The sequence below is a fragment of the Pseudomonas sp. FW305-20 genome, from assembly GCF_058788075.1.
In genome coordinates this window covers 103,390-128,966 of record NZ_JBYTAJ010000008.1, presented here as the reverse complement: position 1 = coordinate 128,966, position 25,577 = coordinate 103,390, and the positions used below count along the sequence as shown (strand labels likewise).

The 25,577-nt window shown below is 57.5% G+C and carries 22 protein-coding genes; 14 read left to right on the top strand and 8 right to left on the bottom strand.

The window, feature by feature from the left end; all coding sequences use genetic code 11:
- The first annotated feature begins 1 nt into the window (after nt 1).
- The 4 genes from trxB (at nt 2) to infA (ending at nt 2,801) form a co-directional block, all read left to right on the top strand.
- Complete coding sequence (gene trxB, locus AC3WP4_RS09565) at nt 2-961, top strand: thioredoxin-disulfide reductase (RefSeq protein ID WP_074878173.1); 960 nt, start codon at nt 2-4, stop codon at nt 959-961.
- A gap of 64 nt (nt 962-1,025) precedes the next feature.
- A complete protein-coding gene (gene aat / locus AC3WP4_RS09560; protein ID WP_074878175.1) occupies nt 1,026-1,706 on the top strand; it encodes a leucyl/phenylalanyl-tRNA--protein transferase in 681 nt (226 codons plus the stop codon).
- Nucleotides 1,707-1,763: 57 nt separating this feature from the next.
- On the top strand, nt 1,764-2,471 hold the full coding sequence (locus tag AC3WP4_RS09555) for an arginyltransferase (protein WP_074878177.1): 708 nt from the start codon (nt 1,764-1,766) through the stop codon (nt 2,469-2,471).
- Nucleotides 2,472-2,582: 111 nt separating this feature from the next.
- Nucleotides 2,583-2,801 carry a translation initiation factor IF-1 gene (gene infA, locus AC3WP4_RS09550; protein ID WP_002553999.1) on the top strand — a complete coding sequence of 73 codons (219 nt, stop codon included), beginning with the start codon at nt 2,583-2,585 and terminating at the stop codon, nt 2,799-2,801.
- A 151-nt stretch (nt 2,802-2,952) separates the two neighbouring features.
- Here infA and clpA read toward each other — a convergent pair whose 3' ends face one another.
- Complete coding sequence (clpA, locus tag AC3WP4_RS09545; protein ID WP_008146900.1) at nt 2,953-5,223, bottom strand: ATP-dependent Clp protease ATP-binding subunit ClpA; 2,271 nt, start codon at nt 5,221-5,223, stop codon at nt 2,953-2,955.
- 30 nt (nt 5,224-5,253) lie between these two features.
- Nucleotides 5,254-5,637, bottom strand: a complete 384-nt coding sequence (clpS, locus tag AC3WP4_RS09540; RefSeq protein ID WP_074878178.1) for an ATP-dependent Clp protease adapter ClpS — start codon at nt 5,635-5,637, stop codon at nt 5,254-5,256.
- Between the two features lie 225 nt (nt 5,638-5,862).
- On the opposite strand from clpS, the gene AC3WP4_RS09535 reads away from it, so the two are divergent.
- Entirely contained in the window at nt 5,863-6,144 is a 282-nt protein-coding gene (locus tag AC3WP4_RS09535; protein WP_074880797.1) for a cold shock domain-containing protein, read from the top strand.
- Between the two features lie 62 nt (nt 6,145-6,206).
- On the opposite strand, the gene icd is transcribed toward AC3WP4_RS09535, so the two are convergent.
- The gene (icd, locus tag AC3WP4_RS09530; RefSeq protein WP_008146904.1) at nt 6,207-7,463 is read right to left on the bottom strand and encodes an NADP-dependent isocitrate dehydrogenase; all 1,257 of its coding nucleotides are present in this window, start codon (nt 7,461-7,463) and stop codon (nt 6,207-6,209) included.
- Nucleotides 7,464-7,959: 496 nt separating this feature from the next.
- Between icd and AC3WP4_RS09525 the strand changes: the two genes are divergently transcribed.
- From AC3WP4_RS09525 to aceA, 9 genes are all read left to right on the top strand, one after another.
- Nucleotides 7,960-10,185 carry an NADP-dependent isocitrate dehydrogenase gene (locus AC3WP4_RS09525; protein WP_102615578.1) on the top strand — a complete coding sequence of 742 codons (2,226 nt, stop codon included), beginning with the start codon at nt 7,960-7,962 and terminating at the stop codon, nt 10,183-10,185.
- A gap of 211 nt (nt 10,186-10,396) precedes the next feature.
- Nucleotides 10,397-10,843 carry an NUDIX hydrolase gene (locus AC3WP4_RS09520; protein ID WP_074878184.1) on the top strand — a complete coding sequence of 149 codons (447 nt, stop codon included), beginning with the start codon at nt 10,397-10,399 and terminating at the stop codon, nt 10,841-10,843.
- 59 nt (nt 10,844-10,902) lie between these two features.
- Nucleotides 10,903-12,048, top strand: a complete 1,146-nt coding sequence (gene mnmA / locus AC3WP4_RS09515) for a tRNA 2-thiouridine(34) synthase MnmA (protein ID WP_008146022.1) — start codon at nt 10,903-10,905, stop codon at nt 12,046-12,048.
- The gene (hflD, locus tag AC3WP4_RS09510; RefSeq protein WP_076027912.1) at nt 12,045-12,668 is read left to right on the top strand and encodes a high frequency lysogenization protein HflD; all 624 of its coding nucleotides are present in this window, start codon (nt 12,045-12,047) and stop codon (nt 12,666-12,668) included. The genes mnmA and hflD overlap by 4 nt, the downstream gene beginning before the upstream one ends.
- 126 nt (nt 12,669-12,794) lie before the next feature.
- Nucleotides 12,795-14,165, top strand: coding sequence for an adenylosuccinate lyase (gene purB / locus AC3WP4_RS09505; protein WP_102615577.1), 1,371 nt, complete (start codon nt 12,795-12,797; stop codon nt 14,163-14,165).
- A gap of 86 nt (nt 14,166-14,251) precedes the next feature.
- Nucleotides 14,252-15,421, top strand: a complete 1,170-nt coding sequence (locus AC3WP4_RS09500) for a ribosomal protein uL16 3-hydroxylase (protein WP_102615576.1) — start codon at nt 14,252-14,254, stop codon at nt 15,419-15,421.
- A complete protein-coding gene (locus AC3WP4_RS09495) occupies nt 15,414-15,839 on the top strand; it encodes a GNAT family N-acetyltransferase (protein ID WP_074878193.1) in 426 nt (141 codons plus the stop codon). Before AC3WP4_RS09500 ends, AC3WP4_RS09495 begins: the two co-directional genes overlap by 8 nt.
- A 237-nt stretch (nt 15,840-16,076) precedes the next feature.
- Nucleotides 16,077-16,838 (top strand): secretin N-terminal domain-containing protein, encoded by a 762-nt coding sequence (locus tag AC3WP4_RS09490; protein ID WP_102615575.1) that lies wholly within the window; start codon nt 16,077-16,079, stop codon nt 16,836-16,838.
- Between the two features lie 494 nt (nt 16,839-17,332).
- Nucleotides 17,333-18,658: an isocitrate lyase gene (gene aceA, locus AC3WP4_RS09485; RefSeq protein WP_008032724.1), complete on the top strand. Its 1,326-nt coding sequence runs from the start codon at nt 17,333-17,335 to the stop codon at nt 18,656-18,658.
- 191 nt (nt 18,659-18,849) lie between these two features.
- On the opposite strand, the gene leuS is transcribed toward aceA, so the two are convergent.
- The 5 genes from leuS to AC3WP4_RS09460 all read right to left on the bottom strand — a co-directional run bounded on the left by leuS (nt 18,850) and on the right by AC3WP4_RS09460 (nt 25,548).
- Nucleotides 18,850-21,438 (bottom strand): leucine--tRNA ligase, encoded by a 2,589-nt coding sequence (leuS, locus tag AC3WP4_RS09480; protein ID WP_102615574.1) that lies wholly within the window; start codon nt 21,436-21,438, stop codon nt 18,850-18,852.
- Nucleotides 21,439-21,532: 94 nt separating this feature from the next.
- Nucleotides 21,533-22,735, bottom strand: a complete 1,203-nt coding sequence (locus AC3WP4_RS09475; RefSeq protein WP_232252194.1) for an MFS transporter — start codon at nt 22,733-22,735, stop codon at nt 21,533-21,535.
- Nucleotides 22,735-23,838: a pyridoxal phosphate-dependent aminotransferase gene (locus tag AC3WP4_RS09470; RefSeq protein ID WP_102615573.1), complete on the bottom strand. Its 1,104-nt coding sequence runs from the start codon at nt 23,836-23,838 to the stop codon at nt 22,735-22,737. The genes AC3WP4_RS09475 and AC3WP4_RS09470 overlap by 1 nt, the downstream gene beginning before the upstream one ends.
- Nucleotides 23,835-24,578 (bottom strand): class II aldolase/adducin family protein, encoded by a 744-nt coding sequence (locus AC3WP4_RS09465; protein ID WP_102615572.1) that lies wholly within the window; start codon nt 24,576-24,578, stop codon nt 23,835-23,837. Before AC3WP4_RS09465 ends, AC3WP4_RS09470 begins: the two co-directional genes overlap by 4 nt.
- Nucleotides 24,571-25,548: a C-terminal binding protein gene (locus AC3WP4_RS09460; RefSeq protein ID WP_102615571.1), complete on the bottom strand. Its 978-nt coding sequence runs from the start codon at nt 25,546-25,548 to the stop codon at nt 24,571-24,573. Before AC3WP4_RS09460 ends, AC3WP4_RS09465 begins: the two co-directional genes overlap by 8 nt.
- Between the last annotated feature and the right edge of the window lie 29 nt (nt 25,549-25,577).

Sequence of the window (25,577 nt, the reverse complement as noted above, 5' to 3'; positions counted from 1 at the left end):
TATGAGCGAAGCGAAGCATTCCCGCCTGATCATTCTGGGTTCGGGCCCCGCCGGTTACAGCGCTGCCGTTTATGCCGCCCGCGCCAACCTCAATCCCGTTGTCATTACCGGCATACAGGCAGGTGGCCAGCTCACCACCACCGTCGAAGTCGACAACTGGCCCGGTGATGTCGAAGGCCTCACCGGCCCGGTACTGATGGAACGCATGCAAAAACACGCCGAGCGTTTTCACACAGAGATCGTCTACGACCACATCCACACGGCCAAGTTGCAGCAGCGCCCCTTCGAACTCATCGGCGACAGCGGCACTTACACCTGTGACGCGCTGATTATCGCCACCGGCGCCTCGGCGCAATACCTGGGGTTGCCATCTGAAGAGACATTTGCCGGCAAAGGGGTCTCGGCCTGTGCGACGTGCGACGGTTTCTTCTACCGCAATCAGGTGGTCGCAGTCGTTGGCGGCGGCAACACGGCAGTTGAAGAAGCGCTGTACCTGTCGAACATCGCCAAGGAAGTTCACCTGATTCACCGCCGCGACAAGTTGCGTTCGGAGAAGATTCTTCAGGACAAACTCTTCGAAAAAGCCGCTAAAGGCAATATCCGTTTGCACTGGAACCAGAACCTGGATGAAGTGCTGGGCGATGCCAGCGGGGTGACCGGCGCGCGCCTGCGGGACAGCCACACTAACGAAACCAGTGAATTACCGCTGACCGGCGTGTTCATCGCTATTGGCCACAAACCCAACACCGACCTGTTCGAAGGCCAGCTGAAAATGCGTAACGGCTACCTGCTGGTCAAGGGCGGCAGCGAAGGCGATGCTACCAGCACCGAAATTCCGGGGGTGTTTGCCGCCGGTGACGTGGCCGATCACGTTTACCGCCAGGCCGTCACGTCTGCCGGGGCCGGTTGCATGGCCGCGCTGGACGCCGAGAAGTATCTCGACGACATTCCAGTCGTTTGACGGCACACTTGACGGTGGGCCCACCCGCCCACCACTGCCCTCCCCTTCTGCAAGCCCGGATGCCATGCTGACTTGGTTACAACGCAACACCCTGACCTTCCCGCCCCTGGAAAAAGCCATGCGCGATCCCAACGGGCTATTGGCTGCGGGCGGGGATCTGTCCGCCGATCGTCTGATTCAGGCCTATCGCCACGGCTGTTTTCCGTGGTTCTCGGAAGGCCAGCCGATTCTCTGGTGGTCGCCGGATCCGCGCACCGTACTGTTTCCCGACGAACTGCATGTCTCACGCAGCCTGAATAAATTGTTGCGCCAGCAACGCTATCAAGTGACCTTTGATCAGGATTTTGCCGCAGTGATCCGCGCTTGCGCCGCGCCTCGGGATTACGCCGATGGAACCTGGATCACAGAAGCCATGCAGAACGCCTACCTCGAGCTGCACAGGCGCGGCTACGCCCATTCGGTGGAAGTCTGGGACCAGGACGAACTGGTCGGCGGGCTCTACGGCCTGGCGATGGGTCAGCTGTTTTTCGGCGAGTCCATGTTCAGCCGTGCCGACAACGCCTCGAAATATGGCTTTGCCACGCTGGTCCGACATCTGAAAGACTCAGGCTTTGTACTGATCGACTGTCAGATGCCGACCGACCATCTGCACAGCCTCGGCGCCCGAGCGATTCCCCGTCGCGAGTTTGCCGACTACCTTGCGCGGCACCTGGACCAACCCAGCCGCGCAACCTGGGTTTGCTGAGCGACTTTTGCGCGTGTGGCTTACACTTAATTCAAAACCTTATTCCGAGGGTTGATCATGACCGAGTTGGCGCGTTTGAAGTTCTATGCCACTCAGCCCCACTCTTGCAGTTATCTGCCCGAGGAGCAGGCCACGACTCTGTTCCTCGACCCTAGTCAGCCCATGGATGTGCATGTCTATGCAGACCTGTCTGAAATGGGTTTCCGTCGTAGCGGCGATCATCTTTACCGGCCTCATTGCCAGAATTGCAATGCATGCGTACCGGCGCGCATCCCTGTGGCGCAGTTTTCGCCCAACCGCCAGCAAAAACGCATCTTCAAACGCAACGTCGACCTGCAGGTGCGCCCTGCCAGGCCGCAGTTCAGCGAAGAGTATTTCGACCTGTATCAGCGGTATATCGAGCAGCGTCACGCCGATGGCGATATGTACCCGCCGAGTCGCGATCAGTTTGCAACGTTCCTGGTACGAGACCTGCCGTTTTCGCGATTCTACGAATTCCGCCTCGAAGGACGACTGGTAGCGGTGGCCGTCACCGACTTGCTGCCGAATGGTCTCTCGGCGGTCTACACCTTCTACGAGCCCGCCGAAGAACGCCGCAGCCTGGGGCGTTATGCGATTCTCTGGCAAATCGCCGAGGCCCGACGACTGGGGCTGGAAGCGGTCTATCTGGGTTATTGGATCAAAAACTGCAAAAAGATGAGCTACAAGACTCAATATCGCCCTATCGAACTGCTGATTAATCAGCGCTGGGTCATCCTGAACTAGAGCAAGCCGTAAACCCCTTGGCGTAAACCCCATTTTTCGGGCACAATGCACGCCGCTTTTGCCTGGCGCAGTTGCACCGGGCCATTCATTGGACACCGAGGGCTTTACTGCATGTCGAAAGAAGACAGCTTCGAAATGGAAGGCACTGTCGTCGACACCCTGCCCAACACCATGTTTCGTGTGGAGTTGGAAAATGGGCACGTCGTAACCGCGCATATCTCCGGCAAGATGCGCAAGAATTACATTCGTATTCTTACCGGCGACAAAGTGCGCGTCGAGCTGACGCCCTATGACTTGAGCAAAGGGCGCATCACTTACCGCGCTCGCTAATCAAGTCAATACAAAACGCCCGGTTTATGCCGGGCGTTTTTGTGTGCCTGCGATTTAACGCCCCACACATAGTCAATGTGGGAGCGGCGCAGTATCAGCAGACAGCAAAAAGGCGCCTTTTCGGCGCCTTTTGCTTTGTTGCGGTTTAACGTCAGGCCATTTCAGCCGTGGTCTCGAAGTCGAAGGTCAGCTCGCCGTCCTTGAGATCGATGTGAACCACACCACCATGGTCGGCCAGTTCGCCAAAGAGGATCTCTTCCGCCAGTGGACGCTTGATCTTGTCCTGAATCAAACGCGCCATTGGTCGAGCACCCATTGCCGAGTCGTAGCCACCCGCTGCCAGCCAGCTGCGCGCCGCGTCCGTCACTTCCAGCTGTACGCGCTTGTCTTCCAGCTGCGCCTGAAGCTCGGTAAGGAACTTGTCCACCACGCTTTTGATGACCTCATGGCTGAGGCGACCAAACTGGATAATGGTGTCCAGACGGTTACGGAACTCTGGCGTGAAGCTCTTCTTGATCACTTCCATCGCATCGGACGAGTGGTCCTGATGGGTGAAACCGATCGAAGCGCGAGCCGCGGTTTCGGCACCGGCGTTGGTCGTCATGATGACGATCACGTTACGGAAGTCCGCCTTGCGCCCGTTGTTATCGGTCAGCGTACCGTGATCCATGACCTGCAGCAGCAGGTTGAAGACTTCCGGATGCGCCTTCTCGATCTCATCGAGCAACAGCACGCAGTGAGGCTGCTTGGTGATGGCTTCAGTCAGCAGACCGCCCTGATCGAACCCGACATAGCCTGGAGGCGCACCGATCAGACGCGATACGGTGTGGCGCTCCATGTACTCGGACATGTCGAAGCGAACCAGCTCGATGCCCAATGCCTTGGCCAACTGACGCGCCGCTTCGGTTTTACCGACACCGGTAGGCCCTGCGAACAGAAACGAACCGACAGGCTTGTCAGGCGACTTGAGGCCGGCACGGGACAGTTTGATCGCGGTCGACAGTGAGTCGATTGCGGCATCCTGGCCAAATACGGTCAGCTTCAGGTCACGCTCAAGGTTACGCAGCAGCTCTTTGTCGGAGCTGGTGACGTGCTTAGGCGGAATCCGCGCGATTTTCGCGACGATGTCCTCGACCTGAGGCACTTCGATGCGCTTCACTCGTTTCTCGATTGGCTGCAGACGCTGGTAGGCGCCCGCCTCGTCGATGACGTCGATGGCCTTGTCCGGCATGTGCCGGTCATTGATATAGCGTGAGGCCAGTTCCGCCGCCGCACGCAACGCTTCATCGCTGTATTCGATGTTGTGATGCGCTTCGAAACGACCTTTCAGGCCGCGCAGGATACCAATGGTGTCTTCCACCGAAGGTTCCGACACGTCGACCTTCTGGAAGCGCCGGGCCAACGCACGGTCCTTCTCGAAGATCCCGCGGAATTCCTGGAACGTGGTCGAGCCGATGCAACGGATATCACCCGACGACAGCAGCGGCTTGAGCAGGTTCGAGGCATCCATGACCCCACCGGACGCGGCACCCGCACCAATGATGGTGTGGATTTCGTCGATGAACAGGATCGCCTGAGGACGTTTTTTCAGCTCATTGAGCAACGCCTTGAAGCGCTTCTCGAAATCGCCGCGGTATTTGGTGCCGGCCAGCAAGGCCCCCAGATCGAGGGAATACACCACGCTGTTGGCCAGCAGGTCTGGCACCTGGTTGTCGACAATGCGTTTGGCCAGGCCTTCGGCAATCGCGGTTTTACCCACGCCCGCCTCGCCCACCAGCAGCGGATTGTTTTTGCGACGACGCGCCAGGATCTGCGCGACGCGCTCGACTTCCAGCTCGCGGCCTACCAATGGATCGATTCGACCCTGGCGCGCGAGTTCGTTGAGGTTGCTGGCATAAGCATCCAGAGGATTGCCTGAAGAAGAAGACTCACCGCCCTCGTCGTCCTGCATATCTTGCTCACCTTCAGAGTGATCGCCATGCCCCGGCACTTTGGAAATGCCGTGTGCGATGTAGTTGACGACATCGATGCGCGCAACGCTCTGCTGTTTCAGCAGGAACACTGCCTGACTCTCTTGCTCACTGAAGATCGCGACCAGTACGTTTGCGCCAGTCACTTCGCGTTTGCCCGAGCTCTGTACGTGAAAGACAGCACGTTGCAGAACACGCTGGAAGCCCAGGGTTGGCTGGGTCTCACGATCCTCGTCATGAACGGGGATCAATGGCGTGGTGGAGTCGATGAACTCCTGCAGATCGTGCTTGAGTTTGTCGAGGTTTGCGCCGCAGGCACGCAAAACGGTGGCGGCAGCCTCATTGTCCAATAGGGCCAGCAGGAGGTGTTCGACGGTCATGAACTCATGACGCTTCGAACGTGCCTCCTTGAAGGCAAGATTGAGGGTGACTTCGAGCTCGCGGTTTAACATAGCTTCACCTCATACCCAAGTGGTCGGCGATTAACCGTCCTTCTCGATTTCACAGAGTAGCGGATGCTGGCTTTCCCTGGCGTACTGGTTGACCTGCATGGCCTTAGTCTCGGCGATGTCGCGGGTAAACACTCCACATACTGCCCGTCCTTCTGTGTGGACGGCCAGCATGACCTTGGTCGCCAGCTCCCGATTCAGGTTAAAAAACACCTCGAGCACTTCGACGACGAAATCCATCGGTGTGTAGTCATCATTGAACAAAACCACCTTGTACATCGGCGGCGCCTGTAAAGCAGGCTTTGCCTCCTGAACAGCAATGCCTGCGGAATCGTCGTCGTGAGTCCCCGGGTGATCTTTTTGGAGAGCCGGGCGATCCTGATTGAATGTTAGTCGAATCTGGCTGATTGCATGCATGGAAAGAAAGGTTCGTCTGTTGTTCAAATACAGTGGTGGGGGCGGCTATGGACGATTTCAACTCCGACTGCCCGGTCACCTTGACTATCGGCAAAACGGTGTTACAACCAATAGAGCCCACAGTGGGTAAAAAAGGTCCGCGGAGTCAATCTTATTTCCAGGAAATGACTGCGGATGAACTGGATGATACTCCAGTGATGGAGTCTGTTGCAGAGGGATATGGGTATGTCAGTCGGCAAGGTGAAATGGTTCAACAATGCCAAGGGGTTCGGTTTCATTAACACCGATGCCAGAGAAGGTCGTGACGAAGACGGTCATCTTATTGATTTCTTTGCCCACTACTCGGCCATTGAGATGAACGGGTACAAGACGCTCAAGGCTGGGCAAGCTGTAAGTTTCGAGATTGTCCAGGGCCCCAAAGGGTTGCATGCCGTGAAGATTATGTCCGTCACGACCGAGAACGAGCAGGCCGCCCCTGCCCTCCAGCAAGAAACTGTATCGAGTTAATACAAACCGTCATCCAGTCATAAAAAAAACCGCCCGAAGGCGGTTTTTTTATACCTATTCGCTTACATGTGCGAAATCAGCGCATCACCAAACGCGGACGAAGACAGCAGTTTCGCGCCTTCCATCAGTCGTTCGAAGTCATAGGTCACGGTCTTGGCAGAGATCGCGCCGTTGGTGCCCTTGATGATCAGATCAGCGGCTTCGGTCCAGCCCATGTGACGCAGCATCATCTCTGCGGACAGGATCAGGGAACCCGGGTTGACCTGGTCCTTGCCAGCGTACTTCGGCGCAGTACCGTGGGTCGCTTCGAACATCGCAATGGTGTCAGACAGGTTGGCGCCCGGTGCGATACCGATACCACCCACTTCCGCCGCCAGGGCGTCGGAGAGGTAGTCGCCGTTCAGGTTCAGGGTCGCGATCACATCGTATTCGGCCGGGCGCAGCAGGATCTGCTGGAGCATGGCGTCGGCGATGGCATCCTTGACGATAACGTTCTTGCCGGTTTTCGGGTTTTTGAACTGCATCCACGGACCGCCATCGAGCAGGGTCGCGCCGAACTCTTCAGCCGCCACTTCGTAGGCCCATTCCTTGAAGGCACCTTCGGTGAACTTCATGATGTTGCCTTTGTGCACGATGGTCAGCGAGTCGCGGTCATTGTCGACCACATACTGCAGGGCCTTGCGTGCCAGACGCTTGGTGCCTTGCAGCGAGACCGGCTTGATGCCGATACCGCAGTTTTCGTCGAAACGGATCTTGGTGACGCCCATTTCATCTTTAAGGAACTTGATGACTTTGGTCGCTTCCGGCGAACCGGCTTTCCACTCGATACCGGCGTAGATGTCTTCCGAGTTCTCACGGAAGATCGTCATGTCGACGTCGCCTGGCTTCTTGACCGGGCTAGGCACGCCTTCGAACCAGCGCACTGGGCGCAGGCAGACATAAAGGTCGAGTTGCTGACGCAGGGCCACGTTCAGGGAACGGATGCCGCCACCGACCGGGGTGGTCAGAGGGCCCTTGATGGAAACCACGTAATCTTTGACTGCGTCCAGGGTTTCCTGGGGCAGCCAGGTGTCCTGATCGTAAACCTGAGTCGCTTTCTCCCCGGCGTAGACTTCCATCCAGGAAATTTTGCGCTCGCCGCCGTAAGCCTTCTTAACAGCAGCATCGACAACCTTGATCATTACCGGGCTGATATCAACGCCAATACCATCGCCTTCGATGAAGGGGATGATCGGGTTGTTAGGAACATTGAGAGAATGGTCTGCGTTGACGGTGATTTTGTCGCCGACTGCTGGAACCTGAATCTTCTTGTATCCCATGCTGAACTCCATTGTTTGGATTGAACATCTGGCTTCGTTCGAGCGTACCCCAGTTAAATCGGCACGCAAACCCTATGTTCCAACCATCTGCCGCAAAGCTGCACAGTTCGCGACGTACAAGTCTGAAAGCAAAGGGAAAAGCGCCAAACTCAAGCACGGTGCGAGACTCTACGCCCCCCTCGCCCCTGCGACCTTTAGACCAATGGACGATAATCGTTACCTATGAACCATCGGCAGATTGCCAGCTACCTATGTATAATGCCGCCCGCTGACCACAGAGTCACGACGGCCGACTGCTCTACGACGAGACCCACGGCCCGAAAAAGCAGGACTGTTACCGCAGTCCACCCGCTTGACGCTCGACTGATGCACCCAACATCACCGCGAAGAAATCTCGACATTCGGCTCATGGATGACTTTGAACGAACGCGCTTACCCGGCGCCCCTCGAGTTTTTCTGCGCACGCTTTAGCAAAGAAGAGAGAGTTAATCCGAATATGCCCACCCGCTCGAAGATCATCTATACCTTCACCGACGAAGCTCCCGCCCTCGCCACCTATTCACTGTTGCCTATCGTAGAGGCCTTCACCGCCTCCGCTGATATCGCCGTGGAAACCCGCGATATCTCTCTTGCAGGGCGCATCCTGGCCAGCTTCCCCGAGCAACTGGGTGACAAAGCCGTAGCCGACCACCTCGCCGAACTGGGCGACCTGGCCGTTACGCCTGAAGCCAACATCATCAAGCTGCCGAACATCAGCGCCTCGGTTCCGCAACTGCAAGCCGCGATCAAGGAACTGCAAGCCCAGGGCTTCGCACTGCCTGACTACCCGGAAACCGTGACCAGCGACGCCGACAAGCTCGCCAAGTCGCGTTACGACAAGATCAAGGGCAGCGCCGTGAACCCGGTTCTGCGCGAAGGCAACTCCGATCGTCGTGCACCGCTGTCGGTCAAGAACTACGCGCGCAAGCACCCGCACAAAATGGGCGCCTGGGCCAAAGACTCCAAGTCCCACGTTGCGCACATGAGCACCGGCGATTTCTACGGTAGCGAAAAAGCTGCCCTGATCGACGCCGCTGATGCCGTCAAAATCGAACTGATCGCTCAAGACGGCACCACCACCGTCCTGAAAGAAAAAACCACCGTGCAAGCCGGTGAGATCCTCGATTGTGCCGTTCTGAGCAAAAAAGCGCTGCGCAGCTTCATCGCAGCCGAGATCGAAGACGCCAAAGCCAAAGGCGTGTTGCTGTCGGTTCACCTGAAAGCCACCATGATGAAGGTCTCCGACCCAATCATGTTCGGCCAGATCGTTGCCGAGTTCTATAAGGACGCACTGGCCAAGCACGCTGACGTGCTGGCGCAGATCGGCTTCAACCTGAACAACGGCATCGGCGACCTGTACGCTCGCATCAAAGCCCTGCCGGCCGAGCAACAAGCGCAGATCGAAGCGGACATCCAGGCGGTCTACGCCGTTCGTCCGTCGTTGGCCATGGTCAACTCCGACAAAGGCATTACCAACTTGCACGTGCCGAGCGACGTGATCGTCGACGCCTCGATGCCAGCGATGATCCGTGACTCCGGCAAAATGTGGGGCACCGACGGCCAACTGCACGACACCAAGGCTGTGATCCCGGATCGCTGCTACGCCACCATCTACCAGGCGGTAATCGAAGACTGCAAGCTGCACGGCGCTTTCGATCCAACCACCATGGGCAGCGTGCCAAACGTTGGTCTGATGGCGAAAAAAGCCGAAGAGTACGGCTCGCACGACAAGACGTTCCAGATCAAGGCCAACGGTGTTGTCCGCGTGACCGACAGCAAAGGTGGCCTGCTGCTGGAGCAACCGGTTGAAGCCGGCGACATCTTCCGCATGTGCCAGACCAAAGACGCGCCGATCCAGGACTGGGTCAAACTGGCCGTCAACCGTGCTCGCGCAAGCGCCACTCCAGCGATCTTCTGGCTGGACCCGATGCGCGCCCACGACGGTGTAGTGATCGAGAAAGTTCAGGCCTACCTGAAGGATCACGACACCTCGGGCCTGGACATCCGCATCATGTCGCCAGTCGACGCGATGAAGTTCACCCTGGACCGCACTCGCGAAGGCAAGGACACCATCTCGGTGACCGGCAACGTATTGCGCGACTACCTGACTGACCTGTTCCCGATCATGGAACTGGGCACCAGCGCCAAGATGCTGTCGATCGTTCCGCTGATGAACGGCGGTGGCCTGTTCGAAACCGGCGCCGGCGGTTCGGCACCGAAGCACGTTCAGCAGCTGCTGGAAGAGAACTTCCTGCGCTGGGATTCCCTGGGTGAGTTCCTGGCCCTGGCCGCTTCCCTTGAGCACCTGGGTGTTACCTACAACAACCCTAAAGCGCTGGTGCTGGCCAAGACCCTGGACCAGGCCACCGGCCAGTTCCTGGACAACAACAAGTCGCCATCGCGCAAAGTCGGCAACATCGACAACCGCGGCAGCCACTTCTACCTGGCGCTGTACTGGGCACAAGCCCTGGCCGCCCAAACCGAAGACACTGCACTGCAAGCGCAGTTCGGCGAATTGGCCAAGACCCTGACCGAGAACGAAGCAACCATCGTTGCCGAGCTCAACGCCGTCCAGGGCAAGCCAGTGGACATCGGCGGTTACTACCACGCCAATGCCGAGCTGATCAGCAAGGCCATGCGTCCGAGCAACACTTTCAACGCCGCGATCGCTGCGCTGGTTTAAGGTTGTAAGGATGCAAGGAAGCCCCGGCCCAGTGCCGGGGTTTCTGTTTGTGGCGCTCGCAGGTCATAACCCGAACCCCTGTGGGAGCGAGACCGGCTGCCGGCGATGTCGGTATATCATTCAACATTGATGTCGACTGACCCACCGTCATCGCGAGCAGGCTCACTCCTACATTTGATCGTATTTACACCTTGGAAATTGAGGAAGGTTAATGGACTGGCTACCCCACATCACCGTAGCGACCATCGTCGAAGACAACGGCCGCTTCCTGATGGTCGAAGAATCCAAGCACGGACGAACGGTGCTCAACCAGCCCGCCGGCCACCTCGACCCGGACGAAACCCTGATCGAAGCTGCCGTGCGCGAAACCCTCGAGGAAACCGGCTGGGACGTCGAGCCGACTGGCGTAGTGGGCATTTACCTCTACACCGCTCCGAGCAACGGCGTGACTTATCAGCGGGTCTGCTTCACCGCAAAACCGCTCAAACATCACCCCGACTATCAGCTGGACGACGGAATCGTCGGTGCAAAATGGCTGACGCGTGACGAACTGCTGGCACAGCGCGCAAACTGGCGCAGTGAGCTGATCATCCGCTGTATCGATGATTATCTGGACGGCCAACACTTCGGTCTCGAACTGATCCGCCCTTCTCTTTAGCCTTGCGGGCTTCGGCCTGTTAGAATCGCGTCCTTTTTCAAGACACTCATTGAATCCCTATGCGTGATCCAGCCCCTTCTGACACACAAAAGAAGCGCGTCATTGTCGGCATGTCCGGCGGCGTGGACTCTTCCGTTTCCGCTCTCCTGCTGATCGAGCAGGGTTATGAGGTGGAAGGCCTGTTCATGAAGAACTGGGAAGAAGACGATGGAACGGAATACTGCACCGCCATGGATGACCTGGCGGACGCTCAGGCCGTGTGCGACAAGATTGGCATCAAGCTGCACACCGCCAACTTCGCCGCCGAGTACTGGGACAACGTGTTCGAGCACTTCCTGGCCGAATACAAGGCCGGCCGCACGCCGAACCCGGACATCCTGTGCAACCGCGAGATCAAGTTCAAGGCGTTCCTCGACTACGCCATGATGCTTGGTGCCGACCTGATTGCCACTGGCCACTACGTGCGACGCCGCGATATCGATGGCCGTACCGAGCTGCTCAAGGGCCTGGACCCGAACAAGGACCAGAGCTACTTCCTGCACGCCGTGGGCGGCGAACAGATCGCCAAGACCCTGTTCCCGGTCGGCGAGCTGGAAAAACCCGAAGTGCGCGCAATTGCCGAGAAGCATGAACTCGCCACCGCGAAGAAAAAGGATTCCACCGGAATCTGCTTTATCGGCGAACGTCGCTTCAGCGATTTCCTCAAGCAATACCTGCCGGCCCAGCCAGGCGAGATCAAGACCACCGAAGGTGAAGTCATCGGCCGTCACCACGGCTTGATGTACCACACCATAGGCCAGCGTCAGGGCCTGGGCATTGGCGGCCTGAAAGACGCCAGTGACGAGCCGTGGTACGTGCTGATCAAAGACCTGGAGCACAACGAGCTGATCGTCGGCCAAGGCAATGATCACCCCTACTTGTTCTCCCGCGCCCTGCTCGCTTCAGACATCTATTGGGTCAACCCGATCGACCTGAGCGAGCCGCGCCGGCTGACCGCCAAAGTCCGCTATCGCCAAAGCGACCAGCCCTGCACGCTGGAAAAAACCGCCACCGGCTACCGCGCGACCTTCGATGACCCGCAACGCGCGGTCACCCCAGGCCAGTCCGTGGTGTTCTACGACGGTGAAATCTGCCTCGGCGGTGGCGTGATCGAAGTCGCGGAGCCGTGGACCAGCAAAGGCACTCCTCAAGGCGAGCAGCAATGAGCCCCACTCAGGAGCAACTGACGGCACTGGGCGGCGTGTTCCTCGCTGCGGTGCTGGTCGACAAGATCGCCAAGACTGGCCAGACCACCGAAGCCGGCCTGACCTGCATGCTCGGCAGCCTGCTGATTCGCGACCCCAAGGACACCCTGGAAGTCTATGGCGGCGACGACCTCAATCTGCGTGAAGGTTACCGCGCATTGATTGGTGCCCTGGAACGCGACCCGAGCACCCTTCAGCGCGAACCGCTGCGCTATGCGCTGGCGATGCTCGGCCTGGAGCGTCAGCTGGCCAAGCGCAACGACATGCTGGACGAGATCGGCAAGCGTCTGCCGCAGATTCAATCCCAGGTCGAGCATTTCGGCCCGGCTCACGAAAACGTCATCGCAGCGTGCGGCGCCCTGTATCAGGACACCCTGAGCACCTTGCGCCAACGCATTCAGGTCCACGGCGACATGCGTAACCTGCAGCAACCGAGCAACGCTTCGAAAATCCGCGCCCTGTTGCTGGCCGGGATTCGATCGGCGCGCCTGTGGCGGCAGTTGGGCGGTCATCGCTGGCAGCTGGTGATCAGCCGTCGCAAGTTGCTGAAAGAGCTTTACCCGCTGATGCGCAACAGCTGAACCGCGCCCGCAAGACCTTTTGTAATTTGTAACGCGTAAGACGCTGGTCAGTTGGCAACGGACCGGCGGATTTTTTCATGTATGATACGCGCCCCATTTCGTTGCCCGACTGTCCGAGAACACCCCATGCAGCTTTCTTCGCTCACTGCGGTTTCCCCTGTTGACGGCCGCTACGCCGGCAAAACCCAGGCCCTGCGCCCAATTTTCAGCGAATACGGCCTGATCCGTGCTCGCGTTCTGGTTGAAGTGCGCTGGCTCCAGCGCCTGGCCGCTCACCCAGGCATCAGCGAAGTGCCGGCGTTCTCCGCCGAAGCCAACGCTGTGCTGAACACCTTGGCGGAAAACTTCGCTCTGGAGCACGCCGAGCGTGTCAAAGAGATCGAGCGCACCACCAACCACGACGTCAAAGCCATTGAGTACCTGCTCAAAGAGCAAGCGGCCAAGCTGCCGGAACTGGCTGCTGTCAGCGAATTCATCCACTTCGCCTGCACCAGCGAGGACATCAACAACCTGTCCCACGCCCTGATGCTGCGCGAAGGCCGTGATGACGTGATGCTGCCGCTGATGCGCCAGACTGCCGAAGCCATCCGCGAACTGGCCATCCGTTTCGCTGACGTGCCAATGCTGTCGCGCACCCACGGTCAACCGGCCTCGCCGACCACCCTGGGCAAAGAGCTGGCGAACGTGGTTTACCGCCTGGAGCGTCAAATCGCTCAAGTCGCGGCCGTTCCGCTGCTGGGCAAGATCAACGGTGCTGTCGGCAACTACAACGCTCACCTGTCGGCCTACCCTGAGATCGACTGGGAAGAGAACGCCCGCGCCTTCATCGAAGACGAGCTGGGCCTGGACTTCAACCCGTACACCACGCAGATCGAACCGCACGACTACATTGCCGAGCTGTTCGACGCGATCGCGCGCTTCAACACCATCCTGATCGACTTCGACCGCGACATCTGGGGCTACATCTCCCTGGGGTATTTCAAGCAGCGCACCATCGCTGGCGAAATCGGTTCGTCGACCATGCCGCACAAGGTCAACCCGATCGACTTCGAAAACTCCGAAGGCAACCTGGGCATCGCCAACGCACTGTTCCAGCACCTGGCGAGCAAGCTGCCGATCTCCCGCTGGCAGCGCGACCTGACCGACTCCACCGTACTGCGCAACCTCGGTGTCGGCTTCGCCCACAGCGTGATCGCGTACGAAGCCAGCCTCAAGGGCATCAGCAAGCTCGAGCTCAACGCTCAGAAGATTGCTGCCGACCTGGACGCGTGCTGGGAAGTATTGGCCGAGCCGATCCAGACCGTGATGCGTCGCTACAACATCGAAAACCCGTACGAAAAACTGAAAGAGTTGACCCGTGGCAAGGGCATCAGCCCTGAAGCACTGCAAACTTTCATCGACGGCCTGGACATGCCAGCCGCCGCCAAGGCTGAGCTGAAATTGCTCACCCCGGCGAACTACATCGGTAACGCTGTAGAGCAAGCCAAACGCATCTGATCGACCGCTTGACCCTTTTGAGACGCCCGGCAGCGCCGGGCGTTTTTATTCCCGTCTGAAAAGTGCTTTTTTTCAATAGGTTACACATGAATCCTGATATTCCTCTTCAACTTCTGGGCGGCATCACGGCGCGTGAATTCCTGCGTGACTACTGGCAGAAAAAACCCCTGCTGATCCGCCAGGCGATTCCTGACTTCGAAAGCCCGATCGACCCAGACGAACTGGCCGGCCTGGCGCTGGAAGAAGAAGTTGAATCGCGCCTGGTGATCGAGCACGGCGAGCGCCCTTGGGAAATGCGTCGTGGCCCGTTTGCCGAAGACGAATTCAGCAAGTTGCCGGAAACCGAATGGACCCTGCTGGTGCAAGCGGTCGACCAATTCGTACCAGAAGTCAGCGAGCTGCTGGAAAACTTTCGCTTCCTGCCGAGCTGGCGCGTCGACGACGTGATGATCAGCTTCGCCGCCCCGGGTGGCAGCGTCGGTCCGCATTTCGATAACTACGATGTGTTCCTGCTGCAAGGTCACGGCAAGCGCAACTGGAAGATCGGCCAGATGTGCGACTCCGAGAGCAAGCTGCTGCCACACGCAGACCTACGCATCCTCGCCGACTTCGAAGCCACCGATGAGTGGGTTCTGGAACCGGGCGACATGCTCTACCTGCCGCCGCGCCTGGCCCATTGCGGCGTTGCGGTGGATGACTGCATGACTTACTCGGTCGGCTTCCGCGCCCCGAGCGCCTCTGAAGTCCTGACTCACTTCACCGACTTCCTCAGCCAGTTCCTGACCGATGAAGAGCGCTACACCGATGCCGACGCCCTGCCGGCGGTCGATCCACACCAGATTCAGCACGACGCCCTTGATCGCCTGAAAGCTTTGCTGGCCGAGCACATGAGCGACGAGCGCCTGCTGCTGACCTGGTTCGGCCAGTACATGACCGAGCCGCGCTACCCGGAATTGGTCGTCGGCCCGGAAGAAGTCGAAGAAGAAGACTTTATCGCCAGCCTGGAACAAGGCGCTGTGCTGATCCGCAACCCGAGCGCGCGCATGGCCTGGTCCGAAGTCGATGACGACCTGCTGCTGTTCGCCAGCGGCCAGAGCCGTTACCTGCCGGGCAAACTGCGCGAACTGCTGAAATTGATCTGCGCTGCCGACGCCCTGCACACCGATAACCTCGGTGACTGGCTGAGCGACGAAGACGGCCGCGGCCTGCTGTGCGAGCTGGTCAAGCAAGGAAGCCTGGGGTTTGCTGATGAATAAAATTCACGTACGTGTCGCAGACTGGCAAAAGGACAACGCCGAGATCCGGCGCATTCGTGAGACGGTGTTCATCGCCGAGCAATCTGTTCCACCTGAGCTGGAATGGGATGCTGATGACGCAACGGCGGTGCATTTTCTGGCATTTGAAGGCGACTTTCCGATTGGCACCGCCCGCCTGCTGCCTGACGGCCACGTCGGCCGGGTGTCGGTGCTGAAAGACTGGCGCGGCTTGAAAGTCGGCGATGCGCTGATGCAAGCGGTGATCGGTGAAGCCGAAAAGCGCGGACTGAAGCAGCAAATGTTGAGCGCACAGGTACAGGCCACGGCGTTCTATGAGCGCCTGGGCTTCAGCCTGGTCAGCGAGGAATTCCTGGAAGCCGGGATTCCGCATGTGGACATGGTGCGGCATTCGGTCTGACACCCTGCCACCGATCGTTCCCACGCTCCGCGTGGGAATGCCTCTCGGGACGCTCCGCGTCCCATCGCGGCTAGTGACGCGGAGCGTCACAGGCTGCATTCCCACGCGGAGCGTGGGAACGATCACGCCCCGTCATTCTCGGATGCCGGGGCGTTTTGCTGTCTACGATTCAACTTGCCCCACTCCAGGCCGACAAACTGGCAATATCACCACTTCAAGATGTCGGAGATAACGGATATGTCCCTACGCACCCTGCTCACCACGCTGCTGATGGCCTGCAGTTTTTCGGCCATGGCGGCCACCGAGATCGTGCCACTGAACTACCGCACCAGTGCCGACATGCTGCCGATGGCCCAGGATTTCATTGGCAAGGATGGCCAGGTCAGCGCCTACGGCAACCAACTGATCGTCAATGCCGATCAGCGCAAGATCGACGAACTTAAGGCCCTTATCGCGCAACTCGACACCCAACCCAAGCGCCTGCTGATCACCGTCGACACCAACGAAAACAACTTCCAGGGCGATCAGGGTTACTCGGTCAATGGCGCCAAACCGAGCCAGACTCGCATTATCAATCACAGTACCGACAGCCGTGACGGCGGGATTCAGCAGGTCCAGGCCAGCGAAGGGACGCCGGCACTGATCCAGGTCGGCCAGAGCGTTCCGCTCACCAGCACACAGACCGATTCCTACGGCGATCTGCGCAGCCAGACCGAATACCGCAACGTCACTCAAGGTTTCTATGTCACTGCCAGCGTCACCGGCGACATCGTTCACCTGGCGATCAGCACCAATCGTGACCGAATGAGCCAGGAACGTCCCGATGTAGTGAATGTGCAAAGTACCGACACCACTGTCACGGGACGACTAGGTGAATGGATCACCCTGGCCGGTGTGAACCGCCAGACTCAAGCCGATAAACAGGGTCAGACCCGCAGCTACTCGACTCAGGGCCGGGATGACATGACCCTGCGGGTGAAAGTCGATACTTTGGACTAATTCACCGAAAACTGACTGATTAGTCGTATTAGACCAAAGATGTAGTGCCATAAAAAAAGCACTACAAAACGTTTGACGATACAAAAAAGCAAAGGCATGATGGCCTCGCTCCCGCTAATCAGGGGCCCTGGCAAGGGCCTTCGAAGCGCCGTTCGCACCTACCCCGCGAGCCGCTTCGTGTCTGTACCGCCCACAAGGTGTGTTTGACGAGGTTGCCGACTGGAACGAAGTTGTCCCGAGGGACGGAAGCGTAATTAGGTAACCCGGCTCCACACTGAAGTTCGCACCAAGGCCCACGACGCCCGAATGCGCTCGCCAGTTCGCCCTTACCTGCTCACTTCCCCTCGAGCCCATCGTTCATCCCGTCGCCATCCCCGCCGAATCCGACTTGAATACCTAAGCTTCTGGTCAGCGAGCAGCCCCTTACGCCCCTGATGCGTATTTGGCAGGAGCAGGAATTTTCCACCCAGACCTATGCGACGAGGTTTATCTCCATGGCACTGACACGCGAACAGCAAATTGCAGCCCTCGAAAAAGATTGGGCTGAAAACCCACGCTGGAAAGGCGTGACACGCGCTTACTCCGCTGCTGACGTCGTCCGCCTGCGTGGCTCGGTTCAACCTGAGCACACCTTTGCAAAATTGGGCGCCGAGAAGCTTTGGAACCTGGTAACCCAGGGCGCCAAGCCGTCCTTCCGTCCTGAGAAAGATTTCGTCAACTGCATGGGCGCCCTGACCGGCGGCCAGGCTGTACAACAAGTTAAAGCCGGTATCCAGGCGATCTACCTGTCGGGCTGGCAAGTCGCTGCGGACAACAACTCCGCCGAATCGATGTACCCGGATCAGTCGCTGTACCCGGTGGATTCGGTTCCAACCGTGGTCAAGCGCATCAACAACTCGTTCCGTCGTGCTGACCAGATCCAGTGGAAAGCCGGCAAAGGCCCGGGCGACGAAGGCTACATCGACTACTTCGCGCCGATCGTGGCTGATGCTGAAGCCGGTTTCGGCGGCGTACTGAACGCTTACGAGCTGATGAAGAGCATGATCGAAGCAGGCGCCGCTGGCGTTCACTTCGAAGACCAACTGGCTTCCGTGAAAAAATGCGGCCACATGGGCGGCAAGGTACTGGTTCCTACCCAGGAAGCTGTACAGAAGCTGACCGCTGCCCGTCTGGCGGCTGACGTTGCTGGTACTCCGACCATCATCCTGGCTCGTACCGACGCTAACGCGGCTGACCTGCTGACTTCCGACTGCGATCCGTACGACCAGCCGTTCGTAACTGGCGAACGTACCCAGGAAGGCTTCTACAAAGTGCGCGCCGGTCTCGACCAGGCCATCGCTCGCGGCCTGGCTTACGCGCCGTACGCCGACCTGATCTGGTGCGAAACCGCCAAGCCGGATCTGGACGAAGCTCGTCGCTTCGCCGAAGCGATCAAAAAGGAATACCCGGACCAACTGCTGTCCTACAACTGCTCGCCTTCCTTCAACTGGAAGAAAAACCTGGACGACGCGACCATCGCCAAGTTCCAGCGCGAACTGTCCGCCATGGGTTACAAGCACCAGTTCATCACCCTGGCCGGCATTCACAACATGTGGCACAGCATGTTCAACCTGGCGCACGACTACGCCCGTAACGACATGACTGCCTACGTGAAGCTGCAAGAGCAAGAGTTCGCTGACGCCGCCAAAGGCTACACCTTTGTGGCTCACCAGCAGGAAGTGGGCACCGGCTACTTCGACGACATGACCACTGTAATTCAAGGTGGCTCGTCTTCGGTAACCGCGCTGACCGGTTCGACTGAAGAAGAACAGTTCCACTGATCTGCTTCACCTGAGCAAACGGCCGTTGCGGACCGAATAGAAAGCTAACCGCATCGCCGCACATCTGACGCCCCGACTGGTTCGGGGCGTTTTTTTTGCCTCGGATTTAGCGAGCGGACTCGCTCGTGAAAGCTGTCGACCGGCACCTCCTCGGTAACCGCGCTTTGTTTCCGGTTCGCCAGTTCAATAGTTCAGACGATGAAGTTCACCAGCCGGTTGGGCACCACAATCATCCTGCCAGCCCCTTTCAGGTGGTTGCGCAACCCTGCTTCGGATGACGCCCTGCACCGAATGGCGTCATGCTCGGCATCAGCCTCGATCATAATGTGCCCGCGCAACTTGCCATTTATCTGCACCATCATTTTTACTTCGTCCTGTTTCAAGGCTTCGCCGTCCGGCATGGGCCACGGACTGTCGTAAATATCCCCCTCGAACCCAACCTCCGTCCAAAGGACCTGAGTGATGTGCGGCGTCACTGGGTGCAAAACCTGTAACAGGAAGACCATGGCCTCGCGGCGAATCGGCTGACTGGCCCCCCTGCCCCCCTCCAGCACCTTGAGCATTTTCATTGCGCCCGAAACGACGGTGTTGTATTGCAATCGTTCGTAATCGTTGTTGATCTGCTGCAGCAAACGATGCGTCTCAAAGCGCACGCGTTTCGATTCAGCCGTGTCTTCAACCCGATCATCTGCCCAGCACCGAGACTGCTCGTCGTGGAAGAAACTCCAGAGCCGGCGCAGAAAGCGATAGGCTCCTTCAACGCCGCTATCGCTCCAGATCGTGTCCTGATCAGGAGGCCCTGCAAAGATCGTGAAAAGTCGGGCGGTGTCAGCGCCGAACTTGTTAATGATGTCTTTCGGCTCGACGACGTTATTCTTCGATTTGGACATTTTTTCCACGCCACCGATGATGACGGGCAAACCGTCCTCAAGCGCCGTAGCCCTCAAAGGACGGTTTTTTTCGTCATATTCGACCACCACCTGCGCGGGGTAAAACCACTGCAGGCTACCGTCGTCGGCTTTTCGGAAATAGCTTTCACGCAAGAGCATGCCTTGGGTAAACAGGTTCTTGAACGGCTCGCTGAAATCCACCAGCCCTTCGTCACGCATGGCTCGTGCCCAGAACCTCGCATAGAGCAAGTGCAACACCGCATGCTCGATACCACCGATGTATTGATCGATTGGCATCCAGTAACGACTGCCGGAGCCAACCATCGAGGTATCGCTATCAGGATCGCAATAACGCATGAAATACCAGCTCGAATCGACGAAGGTATCCATGGTGTCTGTTTCTCTCTGCGCTGCCGCTCCGCAGCGTGGGCAATCCACATGAAGAAACGACTTATGCGCCAGCAACGGGTTGCCGCTTCCATCCGGCACACAGTCAGTAGGCAATACGACCGGCAAGTCCGAATAAGGCACCGGCACGTCACCACATTGCTCACACTGGATGACAGGAATCGGCGTCCCCCAGTAACGTTGCCGTGAGATCCCCCAGTCGCGCAGGCGCCAAGTCGTAGTCTTCTCTCCCATTCGGCGATCAATCAGCGCAGCGGTTATCGCTTGGGCCGCCTCTGCAACAGAGAGGCCATCGTAGACACCTGAGTTGATGAGGTGCCCCTCTCGACGAGTGCAGTTGTCGGACCAGAACTTCGGGTCGAATACGTGATCGTCCCAGGCAATGACTGGGCGGACGGCCAAGCCATATTGATTGGCAAATTCAAAGTCGCGCTCATCGTGCGCAGGCACCCCCATCAGGGCTCCGTCACCATACTCGCCGAGCACATAATTGGTTATCCACAGCTCAACAGGCTCACCGGTCAACGGATGCTCCACATGCAAGCCACAGTGGACGCCAAACTTGCTCTGACTGCCGGACGGGCCGGAATCCGCCGTTTGTCGGCAGGTTTGCACCTGTGGCTCCAACCCAGGGTTGAGCTCCAGGGCGTACTTGGCCAGTGTATGTTCAGGGGATATGGCACAGAAGGTGACGCCCATGAGCGTATCGATACGGGTGGTAAATACCCAGAGTTTGCCTTCGTCGATCACTTGTCCAGCAGCGTCCTGAATTCGGTGGGCAAATGCCAAACGCACTCCTGCGACCTTCCCTATCCAGTTGCGCTGCATGGTGCGGACCCTATCCGGCCAACCATCCAGAGTGTCGATTGCCGAGAGCAATTCCTCGGCATACTGGGTTATACGCAGGTAGTAACCCGGTATCTGCCGCCTTTCGACGAGAGCCCCCGAACGCCAACCTCGACCGTCGATCACTTGCTCATTGGCCAGCACCGTTTGATCGACAGGGTCCCAATTGACTACCTGGGTTTTCTTGTAGGCCACGCCCTTTTCCAGCAATTTGAGGAAAAACCACTGACTCCACTTGTAGTATTCAGGGTCGCAAGTGGCAATCTCCCGGGACCAATCGAAGGCAAGCCCCAAAGGCTGCATTTGCGATTTCATGTCCGCGATATTCAATAGCGTCCACTGCGCTGGCGAAACACCCGATTTCATAGCTGCGTTTTCTGCAGGCAAGCCAAAGGCATCCCATCCCATAGGCATCAGGACATTGAATCCTTTCATGCGCATATGGCGAGCCAACATGTCGTTGATCGTATAGTTGCGTACATGCCCCATGTGCAACTTTCCCGATGGATAGGGAAGCATCGAGCAGGCATAGAATTTAGGCCGGCAAGTATCTTCAATCGCCCTGAATACATCATTTTCAAGCCATTGGGCCTGAGCCGTACTTTCAACAGAGGCCGCGTCGTACTGTGCTCGCATAGAGTGTTCCTCACCTGTGCTGGAGCTGAGCGACAAGACTCGATCAACCCACAATTCCTTTGTTAGTTCTCGATCGGTGTTTCGGATGCAGCCCTTAGTCGAGCGATGTGGTGCGGGGTAATACAACTGCCCTGTGTCCGACAAAAAAACAGATGCCTCCAAATGCGATGCCCAGAACCCCATAGAGGCTCCAACTCAACGGGAAACCAACGCCAGCGATCAGCAAGGCTCCCAGCCCCACGGACACCATCCTCGCCCCCGCCAGTACGACAGGAACAAGAGAAAAGAGCGTAGGTTGCGTTTGCAATGGAGCTTTTTGCGAGATGAGCGCGGTGACGTAGGTAACGCTGAGAATCTCACCTAGCGTCCAGAAAAAAACAAAAAAAAGAATCAGCACCGTATGTTCGAAAAAGGCATAGGCGCCGAATCCAACACTGTAGAAAATCGCGGCAAAAGCCAAATTGGTGAGCGGCTCGAAACGCGACGTCAATGCAATCAGCGACTGCGTCAACAGTATCACCAGCAGCGCATTGACGATTCCTACTGCACCGAACAGGCTGGCAGCCTTCCCTGCCGTTACCACATCAAGCCACAACGGCAGATGGTACTCACGCTGTGCATCCAGCACCGCCAACGCAAAGAACATGACGCCCGCAGCAATCACGACATGCGGTATGCCAGCCATCATGCCAATTGAAGTTTCCCTTGTTGCAGGTTTGCTGCCGTGGCTTTCCGGCAGAGACAGACAGGCACTTGAGAACAGGCACAACACACTGGTGACTAGCGCAAAAAACATTAGGTAGACGCTATCGAGGGCCAGTAAATATCCGCCAATGACAAACAACAGAGCCGCTCCCAGATTGCTGGCCAGATGCAAATAGCCAAAAAAGGCGACGCGGTTACTATCGTTAGCCGTCAAGGACGTCAAGATACTGAACACAGGTGTGACCAGCCCCGCGCAGAACATGAACAGCAAAACCATGGCAATGGATGCGACCGGCGCACTGAACAAAATCCCGCACAACAAGCATACAAATGAACATACAGAAGAGCAGACCAACAGTGTCCTGAACGTATAGCGTCCGACCAACGCTCCTCCCAACACGTTACCCACGAGAAAAAACGCCGACATCAGCGTAATCACCAATGCCACCCCGGCACTATCGAGCCGGTAATGACGCTGGAAAAACAAAGCGGCGAAGGGACCCAAGGCATTCGTCATGACGAACAGCAATCGGAGCAGCACGATATTGCGCATCCCAGTGCCCAAACCGCTCATTATCAGCAATGGCTTCACTACTGAACTGCTTCCTTCACATCGCTCTTGCTGCCCTCATTGCCGCTTCCCTGCATTACCGCCATCAGGAATGTTTTCAGATCCGAAGACGCCGGCACGACTACACGCAGAATGTTTTCAAGTAACCCGAAACTGTGAGGATATTGGGAACAGTCGCTTACGCGAATGTTTGCCCGTGCGAACGCCTTGGCCAAACGGCCGTCGCTATGGTCTTCCAATAGTAGAAAGTTCGTTTCGCTATCGAAAACGACGATTCCGTAAACCCGGCAAAACTCGATTATCTCGTTTTTGACCTGCGCCAGTTCATGGTGGGCTTGCTCTAGTGCTTTACGGTTATTCAAACAGAACAGGGCAGCTTTCACCGCTACGTGGTTGACATCCCAAGGCCCTCGCACCTTCAACAACTCGCGAATTGATTCCGGATGCGTGACGACATACCCCAAACGCAATCCGGCAAGGCCGAAATACTTGGAGAATGAGCGAATGACGAACAATTGCCTGACTGAGCTGAACGCGTCCAGGCAGGTCTGCTGCAAATATTCAAAGTAGCTCTCATCAACAATTACTGGCTTGTTCAGTCTCACACAAGCCTCGACCAGAACCTTCAATTGTTCAGCGTCGATTCGCGCGCCCAACGGATTATTGGGATTGCACAGAATCAGCCCGTGGCTCGCCTGCAAGGCTTCGAGTATGGCTTTGGTCGGGAGAGTGAAATGCTGTGTTTGCTTCTCGAATCCCACAATCACCGGTTCTACACCATTCACACTGAGCATCTGGTAATAGAAGGAAAATACCGGAGACGGAATGACCACCCGATCCCCTGGTGAAAACAGCAAGCGCACTACCAAGTCGATTGCCTGATCCGCACCATTGGTCAGCAGCAGGCTGTCGGTCGAAACCTTGCAGTAGTTTGCCAGCTCGGCCAGCAGCGGCTGATAGTTAGGGTAGGTAAACAGATCCCGGGCCTGTAACTCGGTGGCAATGAATCTCAGCAGAAAATCGTTTAAAAACTGATTTTCGTTCAAATCCAGCAACACCGACGAGAGGTCGCGTTCAGGTACCTTCCATAACCCGGAACGCTTGATATGCTCATGAACCTTCATCTGTGCATACCCCCGTAGATCACCTGCTCACCCGATTCGTACATGTGCTGCACCTGTTCATCGCTCGCGTACACGACCGACTTGCCAGTGGCTGCCGACAAACACTGGCTGGTGATCAGCCGACTGATTTCCGCAGTGAATGCCACAGCACGATGAAACGCCTCAGACAGGTCACGGCCGAAACTGGTGATGCCATGACCGGGCATGACAATACAGTTGGTGTCATGCGCGCATTGTCCAATGGCGCTGACGTCCAGTTCGATGTTCACACCTTCGCGAAGAATGCACGGTGGCTTGCCCATCACCAGCGCGGTGTCATTGGACACATACGCCATCTCACGCCACTGCATGACAGCAAAAAAAGAAATGACTTCATTGGGATGAAGATGCACGGTGGCATTAACGTCAGAGCGACACCGCATGATTTCCCGGTGCATTTGATGTCCTGCACTAGGGCGAAAACGACCATGCAGCAGCTCATTGGATTGCATATCCAGCACCGCCAGATGCTCAAGACCGCACTCTTCCAGCGACACGCCTCGGTGCTTGGTGTAGATCACTTCTCGCCGCCAGTACGGGCAATGGTTGCGTATCGCAATATTACCCAAGGTATTGACCAGTAATTGCCGCGCCGCCAACCGCTGACCGTATTGAAGAATACTGTTGCCGATCGCCAGGTCGAACCAGGCCGGCAATCCAGGCTTCGAAGTCTCAGGACCTGCAAGTTTCAACTCAGGCATATCCCTTCGCCTCCATCCGTGCGCAATCAGGATTGACGACGGTATCCACCCTTTCCCCTCGCAGCAAACTCAGCATCGCTCCCAAAGCACGGGCCTTCAACTGACCCAGCGATCGCTCGCTGTAAAACGCGGCATGGGGTGTCAGCAATACACGTTCATGATCGATTAATGCCTGTGGGGGGGTCGGCTCTTCCTGCAGCACGTCCAGGAATGCCATGGACACAAGCCCGGACTGCAAGGCCCGCTGCAACGCGTCGGTATCGACAATTGCGCCCCGCGCAGTATTGACCAGAGTTGCACCCCGCTTCATGCGTGAAAAACACCGGTCGTTCAGCAGGTGTCGCGTATCGGGGGTGAGGGGCAGATGCAGCGATATGACATCTGCCCTAGCGAACAAAGACTCCAGTGACCCGCCCTCTGCAATGCCTTCAACACATTTCTCAACGCAAGGATCGTAATAGCAGATCTGATAACCCATGGCAGCCGCCCTGCGCGCCAATGCCTGCCCCGTTGCCCCATAGCCGATCAGCCCCAGAACCGTGTCGCGGCACGCTTTAACTTCACCGGAATGCGCTCTCCAACTCCAACCGCCTCGCCTGGTATGCGCGGCGTAATCGAGAAGCTTTCGCTGGGCGGACAATATGAGCGCCATGGCGTGCTCCGCGACTTCCTCTACCCCCACCGAACCAATATTGGAGAGCAGAATGCCCTTCGTGCTCAAGGCCTCGACATCGACATCATCAAGACCGATGGTCGCCTTCACCAACGCCCGGCAACGATGCATTTTGGCAACTAACGGCTCATCGATGACGACCGAATGAAAGGCAATAATGCCGTCGGCCCGGGCGAGTTGCTCATCCGATGGATTGGACGTCACCTCAACTGCATACGGCTGCTGCTCTGGCCCACAGCAGTACTCCCCCGGCTCGACATAATTCACTCGCAACGAATCGATCATCAGAATATTCATGAATGCTCCTCTTTCCCTGTCGGCAACAT

Excerpts from the sequence above, each read along its gene's own strand:
- trxB (WP_074878173.1), top strand. The coding sequence starts at position 2 with ATGAGCGAAGCGAAGCATTCCCGCCTGATCATTCTGGGTTCGGGCCCC.
- aat (WP_074878175.1), top strand. The coding sequence starts at position 1,026 with ATGCTGACTTGGTTACAACGCAACACCCTGACCTTCCCGCCCCTGGAA.
- AC3WP4_RS09555 (WP_074878177.1), top strand. The coding sequence starts at position 1,764 with ATGACCGAGTTGGCGCGTTTGAAGTTCTATGCCACTCAGCCCCACTCT.
- infA (WP_002553999.1), top strand. The coding sequence starts at position 2,583 with ATGTCGAAAGAAGACAGCTTCGAAATGGAAGGCACTGTCGTCGACACC.
- clpA (WP_008146900.1), bottom strand. The coding sequence starts at position 5,223 with ATGTTAAACCGCGAGCTCGAAGTCACCCTCAATCTTGCCTTCAAGGAG.
- clpS (WP_074878178.1), bottom strand. The coding sequence starts at position 5,637 with ATGCATGCAATCAGCCAGATTCGACTAACATTCAATCAGGATCGCCCG.
- AC3WP4_RS09535 (WP_074880797.1), top strand. The coding sequence starts at position 5,863 with ATGTCAGTCGGCAAGGTGAAATGGTTCAACAATGCCAAGGGGTTCGGT.
- icd (WP_008146904.1), bottom strand. The coding sequence starts at position 7,463 with ATGGGATACAAGAAGATTCAGGTTCCAGCAGTCGGCGACAAAATCACC.
- AC3WP4_RS09525 (WP_102615578.1), top strand. The coding sequence starts at position 7,960 with ATGCCCACCCGCTCGAAGATCATCTATACCTTCACCGACGAAGCTCCC.
- AC3WP4_RS09520 (WP_074878184.1), top strand. The coding sequence starts at position 10,397 with ATGGACTGGCTACCCCACATCACCGTAGCGACCATCGTCGAAGACAAC.
- mnmA (WP_008146022.1), top strand. The coding sequence starts at position 10,903 with ATGCGTGATCCAGCCCCTTCTGACACACAAAAGAAGCGCGTCATTGTC.
- hflD (WP_076027912.1), top strand. The coding sequence starts at position 12,045 with ATGAGCCCCACTCAGGAGCAACTGACGGCACTGGGCGGCGTGTTCCTC.
- purB (WP_102615577.1), top strand. The coding sequence starts at position 12,795 with ATGCAGCTTTCTTCGCTCACTGCGGTTTCCCCTGTTGACGGCCGCTAC.
- AC3WP4_RS09500 (WP_102615576.1), top strand. The coding sequence starts at position 14,252 with ATGAATCCTGATATTCCTCTTCAACTTCTGGGCGGCATCACGGCGCGT.
- AC3WP4_RS09495 (WP_074878193.1), top strand. The coding sequence starts at position 15,414 with ATGAATAAAATTCACGTACGTGTCGCAGACTGGCAAAAGGACAACGCC.
- AC3WP4_RS09490 (WP_102615575.1), top strand. The coding sequence starts at position 16,077 with ATGTCCCTACGCACCCTGCTCACCACGCTGCTGATGGCCTGCAGTTTT.
- aceA (WP_008032724.1), top strand. The coding sequence starts at position 17,333 with ATGGCACTGACACGCGAACAGCAAATTGCAGCCCTCGAAAAAGATTGG.
- leuS (WP_102615574.1), bottom strand. The coding sequence starts at position 21,438 with ATGCGAGCACAGTACGACGCGGCCTCTGTTGAAAGTACGGCTCAGGCC.
- AC3WP4_RS09470 (WP_102615573.1), bottom strand. The coding sequence starts at position 23,838 with ATGAAGGTTCATGAGCATATCAAGCGTTCCGGGTTATGGAAGGTACCT.
- AC3WP4_RS09465 (WP_102615572.1), bottom strand. The coding sequence starts at position 24,578 with ATGCCTGAGTTGAAACTTGCAGGTCCTGAGACTTCGAAGCCTGGATTG.
- AC3WP4_RS09460 (WP_102615571.1), bottom strand. The coding sequence starts at position 25,548 with ATGAATATTCTGATGATCGATTCGTTGCGAGTGAATTATGTCGAGCCG.